Genomic DNA, 20,332 nt, shown 5'->3' with positions numbered 1-20,332 from the left:
ACGGTCTGTGGAAGGATCCATCTTGGTCGCCTCGAGCACCTCTAACAACCAAACCGCTAGTTCGGCCCGCAGCGCGGAATATGCTGGCCGACTTTCTTTTGCAAAGATTCACGAACCACTTGATGTTCCTAATCTTTTGGCACTTCAGACCGAGAGCTTTGACTGGCTCGTCGGCAACGAGCGCTGGAAGAACCGTCTGGCATACGCCCAGACTATTGGTGACACCAGTGTAGCCACGACTTCGGGTCTGGCCGAGATCTTCGAAGAGATCTCCCCGATTGAAGACTTCCAGGAGACCATGTCCCTGAGCTTCTCGGAGCCTGAGTTCGCTGATCCGAAGTACACCATGGCCGAGTGCAAGGACCGCGACGCCACGTACGCCGCTCCGCTGTACGTCAAGGCCGAGTTCATGAACAACAACACGGGCGAAATCAAGCAGCAGACCGTGTTCATGGGCGACTTCCCGCTGATGACCGACAAGGGTACCTTCATCATCAACGGCACCGAGCGTGTCGTGGTATCCCAGCTCGTTCGTTCCCCGGGCGCTTACTTCGAGCGCACCCCGGACAAGACCAGCGACAAGGACATCTTCACCGCGAAGATCATCCCGTCGCGTGGTGCATGGTTCGAACTGGAAATCGACAAGCGCGACCAGGTCGGCGTTCGCCTCGACCGCAAGCGCAAGCAGTCGGTCACCGTTCTGCTTAAGGCCCTCGGCTGGACCGAAGGCCGCATCCTGGAAGAGTTCGGACAGTACGACTCGATCCGCGCCACCCTGGAGAAGGACACCACCGATACCCAGGAAGAAGCACTCCTGGATATCTACCGCAAGCTTCGCCCGGGCGAACCGCCGACGGTCGATGCTGCACAGGCGTTGCTCAAGAACCTCTACTTCGAGGCGAAGCGCTACGACCTGGCAAAGGTTGGTCGTTACAAGATCAACCGCAAGCTCGGTGTTGAAACCCCGCTTGATTCCCCGGACGCCTCGGTCTTGAACATCGATGACATTGTCGCGATGATCAAGTTCCTTGTCGCTCTGCACGCAGGCGAGAAGACCACTCCGGGCATGCGTAACGGCGAGCCCGTTGCCCTGACCGTGAGCGTCGATGACATCGACCACTTCGGCAACCGTCGCATCCGCGCCGTTGGCGAATTGATCGAGAACCAGGTCCGCACGGGTCTGTCCCGCATGGAGCGCGTGGTCCGCGAACGCATGACCACGCAGGACGTCGAGGCAATCACCCCGCAGACGCTGATCAACATCCGCCCGGTTGTTGCAGCGATCAAGGAGTTCTTCGGAACCTCCCAGCTCTCGCAGTTCATGGACCAGAACAACCCGCTGGCCGGTTTGACGCACAAGCGTCGTCTTTCCGCGCTGGGCCCGGGCGGTCTGTCCCGTGACCGTGCAGGCATGGAAGTTCGAGACGTTCACCCGTCCCACTACGGACGTATGTGCCCGATTGAAACCCCTGAAGGCCCGAACATTGGTCTGATCGGTTCGTTGGCTACCTACGGCCGCATCAACGCCTTCGGCTTCATCGAAACCCCGTACCGCAAGGTCGTCGACGGCCGCCTCACCGGCGAAATCGACTACCTGACCGCGGATGAGGAACTCGAAAACTTCATCGCACAGGCCAACGCGCCGCTGGATGCAGACAACCGCTTCGTTGAAGACGGCGTCCTGGTCCGCGAACGCGGCGGTGGCGGCGAGCCCGTCATCGTGGAACCGTCCGAAGTTGAATACATGGACGTTTCCCCGCGCCAGATGGTGTCCGTGGCAACCGCCCTGATTCCGTTCCTCGAGCACGACGATGCCAACCGCGCCCTCATGGGTGCGAACATGCAGCGTCAGGCCGTGCCGCTGCTTGCCTCCGAGTCCCCGCTCGTGGGTACCGGCATGGAGAAGTTCGCGGCAGTCGACGCCGGCGACTCGGTCATCGCAACCACCGGAGGCGTTGTCTCCGAGGTTTCGGCCGACCTTGTCACCGTCATGAACGACGATGGCACCGAAGCCGCCTACCCGATCATGAAGTTTGCTCGCTCCAACCAGGGCAACGCATACAACCAGCGCGTGATGGTTTCCGAAGGCGATCGTGTTGACTACAACTCGATCATCGCCGACGGTCCATCCACCGACAAGGGCGAGCTCGCCCTTGGCAAGAACCTGCTGGTTGCGTTCATGTCCTGGGAGGGCCACAACTTCGAGGATGCGATCATCCTCTCCCAGCGCATGGTCTCCGACGACGTGCTCACCTCGATTCACATCGAAGAGCACGAAGTCGACGCCCGCGACACCAAGCTTGGTGCCGAAGAGGTTACCCGCGACATCCCGAACGTCTCCGAAGAGATCCTGGCGCAGCTCGACGAGCGCGGCATCATCCACATCGGTGCCGAGGTTGAAGCTGGCGACATCCTGGTTGGCCGTGTCACCCCGAAGGGTGAAACCGAGCTGACCCCGGAAGAGCGCCTGTTGCGCGCCATTTTCGGTGAGAAGTCCCGCGAAGTTCGCGATACTTCCCTGAAGGTTCCGCACGGCGAGTCCGGCGTGGTCATCGGTGTCCGCATCTTCGACCGCGACAACGACGACGACCTGCCCCCGGGCGTGAACCAGCTGGTTCGCGTCTACGTGGCACAGAAGCGCAAGATCACCAACGGTGACAAGCTTGCAGGCCGCCACGGTAACAAGGGCGTCATCTCCAAGATCCTTCCGATCGAAGACATGCCGTTCCTTGAAGACGGAACCCCGGTTGACGTCGTCCTGAACCCCTTGGGTGTTCCGGGTCGAATGAACGTCGGCCAGGTCCTGGAAATCCACCTCGCGTGGGCTGCCAAGCAGGGCTGGAAGATCGAGGGCGAGCCGGAGTGGGTCAAGAACCTGCCGGACCTCCCGCGTGAAGTCGGCTCCAGCAAGGTTTCCACACCGGTCTTCGACGGCGCCACGGAAAACGAAATCCGCGGCATCCTCGATCACACCAATGTGACCCGCGATGGCAAGCGCCTGATCGGCAACTCCGGCAAGGCCCGTCTGTTCGACGGCCGCTCCGGCGAGCCGTTCCCGGATCCGGTTTCCGTTGGCTACATGTACATCTTGAAGCTTCACCACCTGGTGGACGACAAGATCCACGCACGTTCCACCGGCCCGTACTCCATGATCACCCAGCAGCCGCTGGGTGGTAAGGCACAGTTCGGTGGCCAGCGCTTCGGTGAAATGGAAGTGTGGGCCCTGGAGGCCTACGGTGCCGCATACACCCTGCAGGAACTGCTCACGATCAAGTCCGATGATATTCACGGTCGCGTGAAGGTCTACGAGGCAATCGTCAAGGGCGAGAACATCCCGGAACCAGGTGTCCCGGAATCGTTCAAGGTCCTGATCAAGGAAATGCAGTCGTTGTGCTTGAACGTCGAGGTCCTCGGAACCGACGGCAACACCATCGAAATGCGAGACTCGGATGAAGAAGTCTTCCGGGCCGCGGAAGAACTCGGCATCGACCTTTCCCGGTCGGAACCGAACTCCGTCGAAGAAGTTTAGTTCCAACTCGTGCCCTGTGGTCGGGGGAGCGGTGCCGGTGGAAACACCAGTGCAGCGCTCCTTCGGCCGCCAGGGTCAACATGGAACTGGATATCTTCCAGACCCACGGTGAGCGTGGAACCTTCGGGTTCCGCGAACACCTCACCACATTAGACTTCAGAAACTTAGAAGAGAGATAAGGACCATATGTCCAGCGAATCCTCATTCGGCCTCATGCGCATCGGCCTGGCAACTGCGGAAGAGATCCGCGGGTGGAGCTACGGCGAGGTTAAGAAGCCCGAAACCATCAACTACCGCACCCTCAAGCCGGAGAAGGACGGTCTTTTCTGCGAAAAGATCTTCGGCCCTTCCCGCGACTGGGAGTGCTACTGCGGCAAGTACAAGCGCGTGCGCTTCAAGGGCATCATCTGCGAACGCTGTGGTGTTGAAGTTACCCGTGCCAAGGTTCGTCGCGAACGCATGGGTCACATCGAGCTTGCAGCCCCAGTAACCCACATCTGGTACTTCAAGGGCGTTCCCTCGCGCTTGGGCTACCTGCTCGACCTGGCACCGAAGGATCTTGAGAAGATCATTTACTTCGCCGCCTACATGGTCACCTCCGTGGACGAAGAGCGCCGTCACGCCGAACTGCCGAACCTCCAGGCGCAGCACGACCTGGAACGCAAGCAGCTGGTTGACACCCGCGACTCCGACATCGCATCCATCGCCCGCGACCTCGAGAACCAGCTTGCTGCTCTCGAAGCCGAGGGTGCAAAGGCCGCGGAAAAGAAGAAGGCCCGCGATCTGGCCGACAAGACGATGGCCCAGGTGCGTAAGCGCGCCGATGCGGACATCGAACGTCTTGACCAGGTCTGGGACCGATTCAAGAACCTCAAGGTCGCTGACCTCGAAGGCGACGAAGGCCTGTTCCGCTCGCTGCGCGAGCGCTACGGACTGTACTTCGAGGGCTCCATGGGCGCCGAAGCCATCAAGAAGCGCCTCGAGTCCTTCGACATGGCCGCGGAAGCCGAAATCCTTCGCGACATTATCGAAAACGGCAAGGGACAGAAGAAGACCCGTGCGCTCAAGCGCCTCAAGGTCGTCAACGCGTTCCTGACCACGTCCAACTCCCCGTTGGGCATGGTCCTCGACGCCGTACCGGTGATCCCGCCGGAACTGCGCCCGATGGTCCAGCTGGACGGTGGCCGCTTCGCGACCTCCGACCTCAACGACCTGTACCGCCGCGTCATCAACCGCAACAACCGCCTCAAGCGCTTGTTGGACCTTGGTGCGCCGGAAATCATCGTCAACAACGAAAAGCGCATGCTGCAGGAAGCTGTTGACTCGCTCTTCGACAACGGTCGCCGTGGCCGCCCGGTAACGGGTCCAGGCAACCGTCCGTTGAAGTCGCTTTCCGACATGCTCAAGGGCAAGCAGGGACGTTTCCGTCAGAACCTGCTCGGCAAGCGCGTTGACTACTCCGGCCGTTCGGTCATCGTTGTCGGCCCGCAGCTGAAGCTGCACCAGTGTGGTCTGCCCAAGCAGATGGCGTTGGAGCTCTTCAAGCCGTTCGTGATGAAGCGCCTGGTTGACCTCAACCACGCACAGAACATCAAGAGCGCCAAGCGCATGGTCGAGCGTTACCGCCCGCAGGTTTGGGATGTTCTCGAAGAGATCATCACCGAGCACCCTGTACTGCTGAACCGTGCACCAACCCTGCACCGTTTGGGCATCCAGGCGTTCGAACCACAGCTGGTTGAAGGCAAGGCCCTTCAGCTGCACCCGCTGGTTTGTGCCGCGTTCAACGCCGACTTCGACGGTGACCAGATGGCAGTTCACCTGCCGCTGAGCCCGGAAGCCCAGGCAGAAGCACGCATCCTGATGCTGTCCTCACACAACATCTTGAAGCCTTCGGACGGTCGTCCGGTCGCCCTGCCTTCGCAGGATATGATCATCGGCCTCCACCACCTGACCACCAAGCGTCTGGACGAGAAGGGCGCCGGTCGTGCGTTCTCCTCGCCGGCCGAGGCGATCATGGCGATGGACCGTGGCGAACTGCACCTGAACTCGCCTGTAAAGATCCGCGTACCGGGCTTCGTTCCTTCCGAGGAACAGCCGGCACCGGAAGGCTGGGTCGAGGGCACCGATGCACTCATCGATACTTCGCTGGGCCAGGTTCTCTTCAACGAGACCCTGCCGGCGGATTACCCATGGGTAGAGCAGGTTGCCGGCAAGGATGCACTCTCCGAGATCGTCAACGACCTCGCCGAGCGCTACCCGAAGATTGTTACGGCGGCAACGCTGGACAACCTGAAGGATGCCGGCTTCAAGTGGGCCACCCGCTCGGGTGTCACCGTTGCCATCTCCGACATCACCTCGAACATGGACAAGGCCACCATCCTTGCCCCGTACGAGGAGAAGGCCAAGCGCGTCCAGTCGCAGTTCGACAAGGGCCTGATTGCCGACTCGGAGCGTCGCCAGGACCTGATCGACATCTGGACCAAGGCAACCGACGAGGTAGCCGAGGCCATGAAGGCCGGCATGGAAGAGCTGAACACCATTAACCGAATGGTGACCTCGAAGGCTCGTGGTAACTGGCTGCAGCTGCGCCAGATTGCCGGTATCCGTGGCCTGGTGTCCAACCCTAAGGGCGAGATCATCCCGCGTCCGATCAAGTCTTCGTACCGCGAAGGCCTGTCGGTTCTCGAGTACTTCATCGCCACCCACGGTGCCCGTAAGGGTCTGGCCGATACCGCGTTGAAGACCGCCAACTCCGGTTACTTGACCCGTCGTCTGGTCGACGTGTCGCAGGACGTCATCGTTCGAGAGCAGGATTGTGGCACCAGCCGCGGCCTGAACGTGCCGATCGCGTACACCGACGAAATCGGTACCGTGCGCATGCACGAAACCGTTGAGAACTCGGCCTACACCCGTACGCTGGCCACCGACGTGGTCGACGCCTCGGGCAAGGTGCTGGCAGCAGGCGGCTCTGACGTGGGCGACGTGCTCATCGACGAACTGTTCGCAGCCGGTGTCACCGACATCAAGGTCCGCTCCGTGCTGACCTGCGAGTCGGCAGTCGGAACCTGTGCGCTGTGCTACGGACGTTCGCTTGCAAGCGGCAAGACCGTTGACATCGGTGAGGCAGTGGGCATCATCGCCGCACAGTCCATTGGTGAACCGGGTACCCAGCTGACCATGCGTACCTTCCACACCGGTGGCGCTGCCTCCGCGGAAGATATCACCCAGGGTCTGCCACGTATCCAGGAGCTCTTCGAAGCACGTACCCCGAAGGGTGTTGCTCCGATCTCCGAGGTTGCCGGTCGCGTGTCCATCGAGGACTCCGAGAAGCAGCTGCGCATCGTGATCACCCCGGACAACGGCGACGAAGAAATCGCCTACCCGGTGTTGCGCCGTGCACGTCTGCTGGTCGCCGATGGCGATTCGGTAACGGTCGGACAGCAGCTGGTTGCAGGTGCCATCGACCCGAAGCAGGTTCTTCGTGTCCTCGGCCCGCGCGAGGCGCAGAAGTTCCTCGTACGCGAAGTCCAGGAGGTCTACCAGTCCCAGGGCGTAGGCATCCACGACAAGCACGTGGAAGTCATCGTTCGCCAGATGCTTCGCCGCATCACCGTCATCGAGTCGGGCGAAACCGACTTGCTGCCGGGCGAGCTTGCTGACCGCGCTCGCTTCCAGAACGAGAACCGCAAGGCTGTCTCCGAAGGCAAGAAGCCGGCATCGGGCCGTGACGAACTCATGGGTATTACCAAGGCTTCCTTGGCTACCGACTCGTGGCTCTCGGCTGCTTCCTTCCAGGAGACCACGCGTGTCCTGACCCAGGCTGCAATGGAAGGCAAGTCCGATCCATTGCTCGGCCTGAAGGAAAACGTCATCATCGGTAAGCTGATCCCGGCCGGCACCGGCCTGGATCGCTACACCCAGGTGAACGTCGAACCGACCGAGGCAGCGAAGGCTTCGCTGTTCACCGGCCAGTCCGCATTCTCCACCGGCATGGACTACGACGGCTTGGAGCCGGGCCTCAGCCCGGAATTCCACGCCATCGCCATGGATGACTACGATCTCGGCAACGATTTCCGCTAAGGCATGAGCCGTTGTCCCGCCCACTCGGCGGGACAACGCTGATGCAACAAACTTTGGCCGGCATTCCCCAATCGGGGGATGCCGGCCAAAGTCGTTAACGGGGGAGTGTGCTGTTGCCACCTGCATGGGATGGGGAAGGATCGCTGCCGATGCGTCCGCCAAGCAAGTCGTGGCGCGTCGCTGTCGGAACCGAACCACGTCCCTGCATAGGCTCGAGCCATGATCGAACTCATCGCCCCGGACGCCCGCTACCGGGACTCTTGGCTTGAAGCTGCCATGGAATTCGACGGCGCCCACCGGGACGGTGTCGGTGCCGAGGACCTTGACCTTGGGCAACTGCGGGATCCGGGAGCCTTCGAAGACTTCGTGGAGCGCCTGCTCGCCGACGTGTTGCCCGGCAGCCCGCGCAAGCAGGGCTACGTTCCGTGCACGTACCTCTGGATCGCCCAGTGGGACACCATTCTTGGCTCGCTTGCCATCCGGCACGAACTCAGCGACTATCTCTTCAACGAAGGCGGACACATTGGCTACAGCGTTCGTCCGTCGGCTCGACGCCAGGGTCATGCCACTGCGGCGTTGGCCCAGGCATTGCCCGTCGCCAAGGCCTTGGGGATATCGCGAGTTCTCGTGACCTGCCTTGAAGGCAATGCAGGATCACGCGGGACCATGGAGAAGAACCGGGGCGTGTATGAAGATACTCGAAACGGCACCCGTCGATACTGGATCGATGCGGGCTAGGTCCGAGACCTGGAGCGTCCGATGGCGGTGTCGCTGTCTCGGCGAGGTGCGCCGGCTACTTGTGGCGCATGCGTCCCGCGGCTGCCTCGATGAGGCGGCAGCACGGCCGCACACGGAAAGTTCCTTGTGTTTAAAGGCAAGCGGGCGAGTGTGTGATGAGACCGACGTCATTAAGGTCCTGGAAGTCATGCTAAGCTTGAGCTAATTGTTTTATAGGTGTGGCAAATGGACACGGTCCGGGTTGCGGGTAGGTTGCGCAACAGATGCCACACTTTCGCACGCCTAGGGGTCAACCCGAAGTCGCTGTGACTAAACGACTATAAACGCAGCGTCTCCAAGCAGTCTTATGGTGGGCGGCGCCGCAGAACAAGAAACCGGAGGACACGAAAGTGCCTACTATTCAGCAGCTGGTCCGTAAGGGCCGCTCGCCGAAGGTCAAGAAGACCAAGGCCCCAGCCCTTAAGGGCAACCCAATGCGTCGTGGCGTATGCACCCGTGTGTACACCACCACCCCGAAGAAGCCGAACTCCGCACTTCGTAAGGTCGCACGTGTGCGCCTTGCCGGTGGCGTTGAAGTTACCGCTTACATTCCAGGCGTTGGCCACAACCTGCAGGAACACTCCATCGTGCTCGTTCGCGGTGGTCGTGTGAAGGACCTTCCGGGTGTGCGCTACAAGATCGTACGTGGTGCGCTCGATACCCAGGGTGTAAAGAACCGTAAGCAGGCTCGTTCCCGCTACGGTGCCAAGAAGGAAGGTAAGTAATGCCTCGTAAGGGCCCGGCGCCAGCGCGCCCCCTCGTCTCGGATCCGGTATACGGTTCCCCGCTTGTTACCCAGCTGATCAACAAGGTTTTGATCGATGGTAAGAAGTCCACCGCAGAGCGCATCGTTTACGGCGCACTCGAAGGTGCATTGGCCAAGAACGGTACCGACCCGGTTGTGACCCTGAAGAAGGCCATGGATAACATCCGTCCGGCCCTCGAGGTTCGTTCACGCCGTGTTGGTGGCGCAACCTACCAGGTACCGGTAGAAGTTAAGCCAGGTCGTTCGACCGCGCTGGCACTTCGCTGGTTGGTTGGTTACTCGAAGGCTCGCCGCGAGAAGACCATGATCGAGCGTCTCATGAACGAGATCCTCGACGCCTCCAACGGTCTTGGTGCTGCTGTCAAGCGTCGCGAAGACACCCACAAGATGGCAGAGTCCAACAAGGCCTTCGCCCACTACCGCTGGTAAAAAGCGTTCTATTCAGTTGGCGGGATCGATCATTGATCGGTTCCGCCACTGGAATGGATATCACCAACTTAGGGAGACATCGTGGCACAGGAAGTGCTTACCGACCTGAATAAGGTCCGCAACATCGGCATCATGGCCCACATCGATGCCGGTAAGACCACTACCACGGAACGCATCCTGTTCTACACGGGTGTGAACCACAAGCTCGGCGAAACGCACGATGGTGCCTCGACGACTGACTGGATGGAGCAGGAAAAGGAGCGCGGCATTACTATCACGTCTGCCGCCGTGACCTGCTTCTGGAACAAGAACCAGATCAACATCATTGACACCCCGGGTCACGTTGACTTCACCGTTGAGGTGGAGCGCTCCCTGCGCGTGCTCGATGGCGCCGTTGCCGTCTTCGATGGCAAGGAAGGCGTGGAGCCACAGTCCGAGACTGTTTGGCGCCAGGCTGACAAGTACAACGTTCCGCGTATCTGCTTCGTCAACAAGATGGACAAGCTGGGTGCTGACTTCTACTTCACCGTAGACACCATCATCAAGCGCCTTGGTGCCAAGCCGCTGGTAATGCAGCTGCCGATCGGCTCCGAGTCCGAGTTCACCGGCGTTGTCGACCTGATGACCATGAAGGCTTTCGTATGGGAAGGCGACTCCAAGGGTGACGTCACCATGGGTGCCGCCTACGAAATCCAGGAAATCCCGGCCGACCTTCTGGAAAAGGCCGAGGAATACCGCGCCAAGCTGGTTGAGGACGTAGCCGAGGGCTCTGACGAGCTCATGGAGAAGTTCCTCGAAGGCGAAGAGATCAGCATTGCTGAGCTCAAGGCCGGCATCCGCAAGATGGTTGTCAACTCGGAGATCTACCCGGTCTTCTGTGGTTCTGCCTTCAAGAACCGTGGCGTTCAGCCGATGCTCGATGCTGTCATCGACTTCCTTCCGAACCCGATGGACGTTGGCGCGACCATCGGCCACGATCCGAAGAACGAAGAGATCGAGATCCGTCGCGAGCCTTCCGAAGACGAGCCGTTCTCGGCTCTTGCCTTCAAGATTGCGACCCACCCGTTCTTCGGCCAGTTGAACTTCATCCGCGTGTACTCCGGCAAGGCAACTCCGGGTACCCAGCTGCTGAACTCCACGAAGCAGAAGAAAGAACGTATTGGCAAGCTCTTCCAGATGCACGCCAACAAGGAAATGCCAGTAGACGAGGTCCACGCAGGCCACATCTACGCAGTGATCGGCCTCAAGGACACCACCACCGGTGACACCTTGTGCGATCCGGCAAACCCGATCGTTCTTGAGTCGATGTCCTTCCCTGATCCCGTGATCTTCGTTGCCATTGAGCCGAAGACCAAGGGCGACCAGGAAAAGCTTTCGACCGCTATCCAGAAGCTCTCCGCTGAGGACCCGACGTTCACCGTCTCCCTCAACGAAGACACCGGCCAGACCGAAATCGGCGGCATGGGCGAACTCCACCTGGACATCCTGGTGGACCGCATGCGTCGCGAATTCCGCGTTGAAGCCAACGTTGGCAAGCCTCAGGTGGCTTACCGCGAAACCATCAAGAAGGCTGTGGAGAAGGTTGACTTCACCCACAAGAAGCAGACCGGTGGTTCCGGCCAGTTCGCAAAGGTCCAGGTCTCGTTCGAGCCTCTGGAAGTTGTTGACGGCGTCATCTACGAGTTCAAGAACGGCGTAACCGGCGGCCGTATTCCTCGCGAATACATCCCTTCGGTTGATGCAGGTATCCAGGACGCAATGCAGTTCGGCATCCTGGCCGGCTACCCGATGGTGGGCGTTAAGGCGACCCTCCTCGACGGTGCCTACCACGACGTTGACTCCTCGGAAATGGCGTTCAAGATCGCCGGTTCCCAGGTGTTCAAGGAAGGCGCACGCCGCGCCCAGCCGATTATCCTCGAGCCGGTTATGGATGTTGAAGTCCGTACCCCCGAGGAATACATGGGCGACGTCATTGGTGACTTGAACTCCCGCCGTGGCTCCATCGCTTCGATGGAAGACGCAGCAGGCGTGAAGGTCATCCGTGCAACGGTTCCGCTGTCTGAAATGTTCGGTTACATTGGTGACCTGCGTTCCAAGACCCAGGGTCGTGCCGTTTACTCGATGACGTTCTCCAGCTACGCCGAGGTCCCGAAGGCAGTAGCCGACGAGATCATCCAGAAGTCCCGCGGCGAGTAATTTCGTTCAGGACCAAAAATTGGCCGTGACCCCGACTATCGGGTGAATGGCCGGACAGTGGGGTCGAGAGCGAGAAATCGTGCATCGACCCCACTAGGCCACCGGATGGATCTGCTATTGATCCCGAAGGCAACCGCAATTTAAACATTTCACCAAGCCCCCAGTAGACTTATATAAGTTTCGCCCGCGATCCGAGCGGGTGAGGTACGTCTTCTGTAAACGTTTCTAGGAGGAACCTGTGGCAAAGGCAAAGTTCGAGCGTAACAAGCCGCACGTTAACATCGGCACCATTGGTCACGTTGACCACGGTAAGACCACGTTGACTGCTGCCATCTCCAAGGTACTTGCTGACAAGTACCCGGATTTGAACGAACAGCGCGATTTCTCGCAGATCGACTCGGCGCCGGAAGAGCGCCAGCGCGGCATTACCATCAACATCTCTCACGTCGAGTACCAGACCGAGAAGCGCCACTACGCGCACGTTGATGCCCCGGGTCACGCTGACTACATCAAGAACATGATCACCGGTGCTGCTCAGATGGACGGCGCGATCCTCGTGGTTGCCGCTACTGACGGCCCGATGGCTCAGACCCGCGAGCACGTTCTGCTTGCCCGCCAGGTTGGCGTTCCGTACCTGCTCGTCGCACTGAACAAGTCCGACATGGTAGATGACGAAGAACTCCTCGACCTCGTGGAAATGGAAGTTCGCGAACTTCTCTCCGCACAGGGCTTCGACGGCGACGAGGCACCTGTTGTGCGCGTTTCCGGCCTGAAGGCTCTGGAAGGCGACCCGGTTTGGGTCAAGGCCGTCGAGGACCTGATGGACGCCGTTGACGAGCACGTTCCGACCCCGGTTCGTGACCGCGACAAGCCGTTCCTGATGCCGGTTGAAGACGTCTTCACCATTACCGGTCGTGGCACCGTTGTTACGGGCCGCGCCGAGCGTGGTACCCTCGCCATCAACTCCGAGGTCGAGATCGTCGGCATCCGCCCGGTCCAGAAGACCACGGTTACCGGTATCGAGATGTTCCACAAGCAGCTCGACGAGGCTTGGGCCGGCGAGAACTGTGGTCTGCTGCTTCGCGGCATCAAGCGCGAAGACGTAGAGCGTGGCCAGGTCATCGTGAAGCCGGGTTCCATCACCCCGCACACCGAGTTCGAGGCCAACGTGTACATCCTTTCCAAGGATGAAGGCGGACGCCACAACCCGTTCTACTCGAACTACCGCCCGCAGTTCTACTTCCGCACCACGGACGTCACCGGCGTTATCACCCTGCCGGAAGGCACGGAAATGGTTATGCCTGGCGACAACACCGAAATGTCTGTCGTGCTGATCCAGCCGATCGCCATGGAAGAGGGCCTCGGCTTCGCAATTCGCGAAGGCGGCCGCACCGTTGGTTCAGGCAAGGTCACCAAGATCACCAAGTAATTTTACTTCGCAGATCTTGACCTAACGGTCTAAGAGGAAGGTCCCCACTGTTTCGACAGTCGGGGGCCTTCCTTTTTTGCTGTCCGCGGCCGGGATATAAATAAAACGAATGTTCTGAATGGTGTACGCTGGAAACCAATTCCCCGGGCACGCGGAAAAATCTCCATCCCAGCAAAGGTGCATGCCCTCATGACAACGTTTGTGGTTTCACTGATTGTCTTCTTCATTGGCCTGCTGGTGGGTAGAGCGATTGCCGGCAACAAGGCCAAGGAACGCGAGCGCCAAGTCACCTCGGCACTGGCGATGGCCTGGCAGGAAGGCTATGCGGCAGCACAGGCTGCGGGCATCGCCAATGCCGAACCACGCGGCAAGGAATTTCCCCCGGCTGCTGCCCGCGCACCTGCCCCGGAACCCGTTCCTGAATCGATCGCGCCGCTTCTTCCGGAAAAAGAACAGCTCTCGATGCAGGCGCCAATGCAGGCTTCAGAGCGCAGAATCGTTCCTGGAGAAGAAACCCGGCCTGGTGCCAGCGCTTCCGGCCCCCAAATTGGGGCCGTTGTGCCCAGTGAATCCGCGACTCAAGGCACTCAGGAACATCACCCTGCCGCCCAATTGCAGCAAAATCCGGTGCTTCAGGGGCTCTTCCCGAATCTTGCTCCATCGCAGCCCGGCCTGCCATTCCAGCAAGAACCGGTTCAGCGGCAAAGCCCCGATTACCGGCCACCAGCTGCTCCGGCCCCGGTTGACCCGCAGGTCCGGGCGCTGCGCAACATCAACATCACGCTCTATGTCGCCGCGCTGCTCCTGGTCGCTTCGGCATCCTTGTTCATTTCCTTTGCCTTGAATCCATCGGCCAAGATCGTTGGCCTGGGGATCGTCACCGCGAGTTTCTATGCGGTGGGTCTGGTGATGCGGGCACGAAGCCAACGATTGCGCCCGGCGGCCGCGGCATTCACCGCCACCGGTTTGGCCCTGCTGCCGATGACCGGGTTCGCCTACTACATGCTGCTTCCGTCGAGCCCGGGATTGGTCTGGCTGGTGACCTCTATCGTGGGCACCGCTGCCTTCATGTATGCGGCAGGAAAGCTGCAGTCGCAGGTTATCGCCGCGGTGGGAACCACATTCCTGGTCTCGGCCTCGGTGGCCGGAGGCGCAGTGCTGAACCGCGGTCTGGTTTTCTACTTCCTCTTCAGCATGGTGCTGGCCAGCGTGATCACCGTGGTGGGATTGCGCAGGCCGAAGTGGTTGGGCAACATTTACCTGCAATCTTTCCTGGCAGCCCACCGCTTCCTGGTTCCGGCAATCCTGCTGGCCTCCCTTGCTTCATTTGCGGTCATGCGAGCCGCTGACTATGGCTGGCTTCTTGCTGCGACTGCAGCCTACTACGCAATCTCGCTCCCCTTGGTGAAGAAATCCGAACGCTACTGGTACCAGCTTGCTGCCCGAGCCGCGGCAATTTCCAGCGTCATGGCCTTCCTAGTGCACGCCGAGGTTTCAGCAAACACCGGGGTGCAAATCCTTGCCGCGATCTTCGCAGCGCAAGCCGTCTTCCTTGCTTTCTTTGCCCGGCAGTATTTGGCAGCGCTCGATATCGATTCGAAGGTTCTTCTCCTGGAAGTATGGGTGCTTTTGGGTATCGCCGCGGCCTGTGCCCTGGCCCAGTTCGACGGCATCCTCCGCGGACCTGGCGATCAGCTGCCCGGAACACTTGGCGGGGACATCAATTGGGCACTGCCGGTGGTGCTCGTGGGTGCGGCCCTGGTGGCCTACAAGCTTGGTGGTTCCCTGGCGTGGACTCCGCTCGGTGTCGGGTTGTTGGGGCTTGCCGAAAGTGGTGCCTTTGCCTCGGGTCGCTTTCTGATCTTGTTGGGAGCTGCACTTGCCATGACCTGGTGGTTGGCTCGCCGGGTTGGGGGTGCCTCGGATCAAGGGCGGTCGGAGGGTGCTCGGCTGAAGCTTGCAACACGGATGGCGTCCCCTATCCTAGTTGCCACGTTCCTTGGTTTTGCCGCCACCGGTTGGACTTGGGGACCGAAGCATTCGCTGTTCAGGGAGTACCTGTCCCGAGGCGATGTGATGGTCAAGGACAGTGACGTTGCGGGACTTTTTGGCTTCACGATTGCCGTGCTGATCCAGGTTCTGTTCTCGGTCTGGGCGCTGTACCGCAACAGGACGAGCACCGGTGCGGGGGGAAACGATCCAGCCGTTTACCCGATGCCGGTGGGGGAGTCGGCGCTCTTTGCCGGGGGATTGCTGGTCTCGGCCCTCGCAACCGCCGGAATCGGTTCCATGTTCGAGTACGTGCGCCGGGCGAATCTTGCTGGATCCGGGTGGAGCACGGAATTCTGGTTGGGAACCGACTGGAGCCGCGTGCTGATCTGGTTGGTGCATGGCGTTGGGCTATTGGGGGCCACCGCAATCCTTGGCATGAAACCAGCGGCCGGATTCAGCCCCCAGGCCCCGGGAAATACCCCGAAAGCTTCGGCGGGAACCGTTCCGGCAGCCGCCGGGGCACGGGGCACGGGCCATGTAGCAAGGCAGCTCGTCCACCTGGGCGGGGCCATTGCCGCGATTGCGGTTCTGGTGTTGAGCGCAGGAATGGACCCCGGATGGCTCATTGAAGTGATTGCGGTGCTGGCAATGGCCTACTCACTCTCGCGATTGCTGGCCCTTGACCCGAGCGTGCCCGGCATCACCTACGCCGTGGCCGCCCAGCTGCTCTTCTCCGCCACCGCATGGCATATCGCCGATCGCTTAAATATGGATGGGCACGGGCAGCTTGCACTGCTTGCCTTGACCACCACGGTGCCACAAACCGCCCGGTTGCTTGCCGGTGATCGGATTGCCTCCATCAAGTCCTCGGGGATCCAGTTGTTCTTGAACGCTGCAACCCTGGCGGTGCTGGCCCTGGTTCCGGTGGTGTATCTGGGTTCCGGAACCGGCTCCGCCAGGGTGGGTGTCTATGACCAGGCTGCGTTGCTGGTTCAGTTCCTGTGTTTGTTGCTCGTCTCGGTGCTCGTGGCACGGGGATACTCATCACGCCCCATGTTCTTCAATTGCGCGGGGATGCTGGCGGGACTTTCGGTGTTGGGGATCATCCTGACACCTACTCTTCGTTCCCACGTTCGGGTGGGTGGCTGGCTCCCGGTCCCGCTCTGGAACGATGCCGCTGCAGCGGCGGTGTTGGCGATCTTGGTGGCAGGCTTGCTCTATGCCGAAACCCGCAATCTTCGGGGTTCGGGCTACGGGTTGCTGCGGGCCATGCTGGTGGTGCTCTATCTTGGTACATGCTTTGTCCTAGCCCAGGACTTGGGACAGGGATGGAAGATTGTTGCCGGATTGCTTGGATCCTCCGGCGCGCTCGTTTTTGCAACGACGCTGGGGATTCCACTGATCGTTGGTGCCTCGGTGCTCTTTCTGCTCTATGCGGTGTCCCATGGATTGGATTGGTTCCGTGAAGCCGCGGGCCTGGCCGGTGGACAACCGGGGAACCTGATCTTGTTGTTCTGCGTTGTGGCACTGGTGCTGCTGATCGCTGCAATCTTCGGCGGACGGTTCTCCGGGGACAAGGTTTCATTTGCTGCCCTGCTGAAGCGGAGCAATGGATGGTCAGCGGCGCATGCACGGGTATTGTTCACCGCCGCATTGCTATTGGTTGGCTTTGCCGGTCTGGCGGGTCTGGCCGATGACACCGAGTCCACGGTTTATCTGGGGGCGATCCTTGTGGTGATCTCCTTGTGCGCGGCCTCGGCACTGGAATTCCCCGCCGACCAACGTGAGCTGGCGTTTGAAATCAGCGGCCTCGTATCCGCGGCTGTTCTTCAGCGTTGTCTGTGGGTGGCTTTTGACGGACTCGGCTTCTTCGCCGTTGCCTACTACTGGTTCGTGGTGATTGCCCTATTGGCGACCTACGAGTTCCACCGCAAGCGCGAATCCCGCGGAGTCCCAATCATGGCAACGGCAACCGGCATCCTTTCACTGACAGGGATTTCCACGATCCTGACCTCAACACTGGGGGAGCAGCTGGTGGTATTGCTGAGCTTCATCGCACTGTTGGTCTTTGGGCTCGTGTCCAACCGCAGGCTTTTCACCCTGTGGGCAGCGATCGGGATCGGAGCAGCTGTGCTGTGGTTCCTGCGCGGCTACACCTTCTTGCTGCTTCTGCTTCTTGCGGCAGGACTCATTGCCCTGGCACTGTGGCGCCTGGGGAAGGTGAACAAGGCGCAGGCGAATCAGCACAAGGTGCCCGCCGGACAGCAACCCCAAGCGCGGCATCCGGAAACGGAGGCAAACCAACAGGTGCCGGTTCCCACGGAAGTCCAGGCACCCACGGATCCGGCATCCGGTTCCGGCTCGGCCAGTGGCCCCGGAACGCCGGAGCGCTAGAAGCCCCGTGGCTAAGGCCGATGACAAAACCGATGACAAAGCCGGGAGCAAGTAGGTGCGGGATCTTCATTCCCCTGCGGCATTTGCGGGGACTAGGCTGGCATCATGAAATTTCTGATTGTCGTCGGGGTTGTCATTGTTGTTGTCGTGGCGCTGACCTGGGTGCGCAAGAACTTTTCCAAGGAAATCAGGCGGGCCAAGTCCATCCGCAGGGCCAACAACGACGACCAGTAGCGCTTGCCCGGAGTGGCCAGGGCTTGTACCGGCGACTTGCGGAGTGACTTTAGTCACTTGGCGTGAACGCCTTTGGCGTGTTGGATCTTGCCCCGAACGTGCCGCCCGGAAGTGCTGAATGCCGGAAATTCGGCGTTCAGCGCCGGTTGCGGAACTCGCGACACGCCCGAGCGCGGGGGTGGAGAAGTGCGACGGCGGCGCTGGCGGGCCGCGCGTGCACCTGGGGAGGGAGTCCCGGGTTGGTGTTTTTCCCGCAAGTCTGCCAGACTAGACAAGTTGTTCATGAAGATTTCCATGCTCAATGCCTGCTGATCGGGAAACCGAGACCGGGGCATAGGGATTTCAACCGAGATTGTGTCTCACCCGGGATAATGCCCGGGGCTGGGGAGCAATACGACCGAATCTATTGGAAACGTGAACATCACCCCCACGCAATCATGCGGGTTAGTATCGCTTTCAATCGCGACACGCCCGAGCGCGGGGGTCGGGCTTCGGCGGATTGAGGAACCCGGATTTATCCGGATTCAGTTCGATGCGAGGCGTGCCGGTTCCCAGGAACCCGTAGGGCACAGTAACTGTACAGAGAGTGCTAATTAGAAAGAGGCATGACGCCATGGCGGGACAAAAAATCCGCATCCGGCTGAAGTCGTATGACCACGAGGTCATTGACGTTTCTGCCCGGAAGATCGTTGAGACGGTCACGCGCGCAGGCGCAACCGTAGTCGGCCCAGTGCCGCTGCCAACGGAAAAGAACGTGTACTGCGTTATCCGTTCGCCACACAAGTACAAAGACAGCCGTGAGCACTTCGAAATGCGCACGCACAAGCGTCTGATCGACATCATCGATCCGACCCCGAAGGCCGTAGATTCGCTGATGCGTCTCGACCTGCCGGCGGATGTCAACATCGAAATCAAGCTCTAGGGGAGGTGGCGAGAAAACTATGACCGCAACCCGTAATGTAAAGGGCCTGCTGGGCACGAAGCTCGGCATGACCCAGGTTTGGGACGAGAACAACAACCTCATCCCGGTAACCGTTGTACAGGCCGACAGCAATGTCGTGACCCAGCTGCGCAACGCCGAACGCGATGGCTACGTTGCAGTTCAGATCGGCTACGGCCAGATCGATCCGCGCAAGGTCACCCAGCCTTTGGCTGGCCACTTCGAGGCCGCCGGGGTTACCCCGCGTCGCCACGTTGTTGAGCTGCGCACCGCAGACGCTGAATCCTACGCCCCGGGCCAGGAACTCTCCGTCGAAATCTTCACCGCCGGCCAGAAGGTCGACGTTGTTGGAACGTCCAAGGGTAAGGGCTTCGCTGGCGTTATGAAGCGCCACGGCTTCCACGGTGCCCCGGCATCGCACGGTGCTCACAAGAACCACCGTAAGCCAGGCTCCATCGGTGGCGCTTCGACCCCGGGCCGCGTGTTCCAGGGTCAGAAGATGGCCGGCCGCATGGGCGTCGATCGTGTTACCACGCAGAACCTCACGGTTCACGCTGTGGACGCCGAGAAGAACCTCCTGCTGATCAAGGGCGCCGTTCCAGGCGCTCGCGGCCGCGTCGTTCTCGTGCGCACCGCTGTGAAGGGAGCATAACTAAATGTCTAAGGCACTTACCGTAGAACTCCCTTCGGAGCTCTTCGACGTCCAGACCAACGTTCCGCTGCTGCACCAGGTCGTTGTGGCCCAGCTCGCAGCTGCTCGTCAGGGCACGCACAAGACCAAGGACCGCTCGGAAGTTTCCGGCGCCGGTCGCAAGCCGCACAAGCAGAAGGGTACCGGCCGCGCCCGTCAGGGTTCCATCCGTGCTCCTCACATGACCGGCGGTGGCGTTGTCCACGGACCGACCCCTCGCGATTACAGCCAGCGCACCCCCAAGAAGATGAAGGCTGCTGCACTGCGCGGCGCCCTGTCTGACCGCGCTCGCAACAACCGCATCCACGTCATTGAAGCCCTGGTAGCCGGCACCACGCCGTCCACCAAGGAGGCCTTGGCCACCCTGCGCTCGCTTTCCGAGCGCAAGAACCTGCTCGTAGTCATCGAACGCAACAACGACGTAGCAGCACTCTCGTGCCGCAACATCGTGGCTGCCCACGTTCTCTACGTAGACCAGCTCAACACTTACGATGTTCTGGTTTCCGATGACGTCATCTTCACCAAGGCTGCTTTTGAAGCCCTGGTCCAGAAGGAGGAAGCCAAGTGAGCACCTTCTCAAAGGCTCCGCACGATGTGGTCATCGCACCCGTCGTTTCGGAAAAGAGCTACGGTCTGATCGACGAAGGCAAGTACACCTTCCTCGTTGACCCGCGTTCAAACAAGACGGAAATCAAGAACGCCGTAGAAGCTATCTTCTCGGTCAAGGTTGACTCCGTAAACACCCTTAATCGTGCCGGTAAGCGCAAGCGCACCAAGTTCGGATGGGGGACGCGCAAGGCTACTAAGCGTGCGATCGTCTCCCTGAAGGAAGGCTCGATTGACATCTTCGGCGGTCCGCTTTCCTAAGCGGAGAC

13 protein-coding genes are annotated in these 20,332 nt (G+C 60.4%); all 13 read left to right on the top strand.

Translation table 11 applies throughout. The annotated features are described in order from the left end of the window. Positions 1-22 precede the first annotated feature (22 nt). The 13 genes from rpoB (at position 23) to rplW (ending at position 20,324) form a co-directional block, all read left to right on the top strand. Positions 23-3,529, top strand: coding sequence for a DNA-directed RNA polymerase subunit beta (rpoB, locus tag ACIQLF_RS12665; protein WP_400298780.1), 3,507 nt, complete (start codon positions 23-25; stop codon positions 3,527-3,529). A 186-nt stretch (positions 3,530-3,715) separates the two neighbouring features. Then, on the top strand, positions 3,716-7,609 hold the full coding sequence (locus ACIQLF_RS12660) for a DNA-directed RNA polymerase subunit beta' (protein WP_400298777.1): 3,894 nt from the start codon (positions 3,716-3,718) through the stop codon (positions 7,607-7,609). 219 nt (positions 7,610-7,828) lie between these two features. Then, positions 7,829-8,347 (top strand): GNAT family N-acetyltransferase, encoded by a 519-nt coding sequence (locus tag ACIQLF_RS12655; protein WP_400298774.1) that lies wholly within the window; start codon positions 7,829-7,831, stop codon positions 8,345-8,347. Positions 8,348-8,736: 389 nt separating this feature from the next. Continuing rightward, positions 8,737-9,111, top strand: coding sequence for a 30S ribosomal protein S12 (gene rpsL / locus ACIQLF_RS12650; protein WP_068731493.1), 375 nt, complete (start codon positions 8,737-8,739; stop codon positions 9,109-9,111). Then, positions 9,111-9,581, top strand: a complete 471-nt coding sequence (gene rpsG, locus ACIQLF_RS12645; protein ID WP_209998471.1) for a 30S ribosomal protein S7 — start codon at positions 9,111-9,113, stop codon at positions 9,579-9,581. Before rpsL ends, rpsG begins: the two co-directional genes overlap by 1 nt. Positions 9,582-9,662: 81 nt before the next feature. Then, the gene (gene fusA / locus ACIQLF_RS12640) at positions 9,663-11,777 is read left to right on the top strand and encodes an elongation factor G (RefSeq protein WP_400298769.1); all 2,115 of its coding nucleotides are present in this window, start codon (positions 9,663-9,665) and stop codon (positions 11,775-11,777) included. A 238-nt stretch (positions 11,778-12,015) separates the two neighbouring features. Then, positions 12,016-13,206 (top strand): elongation factor Tu, encoded by a 1,191-nt coding sequence (tuf, locus tag ACIQLF_RS12635; RefSeq protein ID WP_209998467.1) that lies wholly within the window; start codon positions 12,016-12,018, stop codon positions 13,204-13,206. Between the two features lie 189 nt (positions 13,207-13,395). Continuing rightward, positions 13,396-17,592, top strand: a complete 4,197-nt coding sequence (locus tag ACIQLF_RS12630; protein ID WP_400298766.1) for a hypothetical protein — start codon at positions 13,396-13,398, stop codon at positions 17,590-17,592. Between the two features lie 105 nt (positions 17,593-17,697). Further along, entirely contained in the window at positions 17,698-17,826 is a 129-nt protein-coding gene (locus ACIQLF_RS12625) for a hypothetical protein (protein ID WP_400298764.1), read from the top strand. A 613-nt stretch (positions 17,827-18,439) separates the two neighbouring features. After that, positions 18,440-18,748, top strand: a complete 309-nt coding sequence (rpsJ, locus tag ACIQLF_RS12620; protein ID WP_003803825.1) for a 30S ribosomal protein S10 — start codon at positions 18,440-18,442, stop codon at positions 18,746-18,748. Between the two features lie 19 nt (positions 18,749-18,767). After that, the gene (rplC, locus tag ACIQLF_RS12615) at positions 18,768-19,418 is read left to right on the top strand and encodes a 50S ribosomal protein L3 (protein WP_209998465.1); all 651 of its coding nucleotides are present in this window, start codon (positions 18,768-18,770) and stop codon (positions 19,416-19,418) included. Between the two features lie 4 nt (positions 19,419-19,422). Then, positions 19,423-20,025, top strand: coding sequence for a 50S ribosomal protein L4 (rplD, locus tag ACIQLF_RS12610; RefSeq protein ID WP_209998463.1), 603 nt, complete (start codon positions 19,423-19,425; stop codon positions 20,023-20,025). After that, positions 20,022-20,324, top strand: a complete 303-nt coding sequence (gene rplW / locus ACIQLF_RS12605; protein ID WP_071212935.1) for a 50S ribosomal protein L23 — start codon at positions 20,022-20,024, stop codon at positions 20,322-20,324. The genes rplD and rplW overlap by 4 nt, the downstream gene beginning before the upstream one ends. Positions 20,325-20,332 lie beyond the last annotated feature (8 nt).

The sequence above is a fragment of the Paeniglutamicibacter sp. NPDC091659 genome (assembly GCF_044756805.1).
In the GTDB taxonomy this organism is placed as follows: Bacteria; Actinomycetota; Actinomycetes; order Actinomycetales; family Micrococcaceae; genus Paeniglutamicibacter.
The sequence above is the reverse complement of the archived record's forward strand: the minus strand, read 5'-3'. Positions and strand labels throughout refer to the sequence as shown.

Bases quoted from the DNA above. Each gene is read 5' to 3' on its own strand.
- rpsJ (WP_003803825.1), top strand. From the start codon at position 18,440: ATGGCGGGACAAAAAATCCGCATCCGGCTGAAGTCGTATGACCACGAG.
- ACIQLF_RS12630 (WP_400298766.1), top strand. From the start codon at position 13,396: ATGACAACGTTTGTGGTTTCACTGATTGTCTTCTTCATTGGCCTGCTG.
- rpsG (WP_209998471.1), top strand. From the start codon at position 9,111: ATGCCTCGTAAGGGCCCGGCGCCAGCGCGCCCCCTCGTCTCGGATCCG.
- rplD (WP_209998463.1), top strand. From the start codon at position 19,423: ATGTCTAAGGCACTTACCGTAGAACTCCCTTCGGAGCTCTTCGACGTC.
- ACIQLF_RS12660 (WP_400298777.1), top strand. From the start codon at position 3,716: ATGTCCAGCGAATCCTCATTCGGCCTCATGCGCATCGGCCTGGCAACT.
- rplC (WP_209998465.1), top strand. From the start codon at position 18,768: ATGACCGCAACCCGTAATGTAAAGGGCCTGCTGGGCACGAAGCTCGGC.
- ACIQLF_RS12625 (WP_400298764.1), top strand. From the start codon at position 17,698: ATGAAATTTCTGATTGTCGTCGGGGTTGTCATTGTTGTTGTCGTGGCG.
- ACIQLF_RS12655 (WP_400298774.1), top strand. From the start codon at position 7,829: ATGATCGAACTCATCGCCCCGGACGCCCGCTACCGGGACTCTTGGCTT.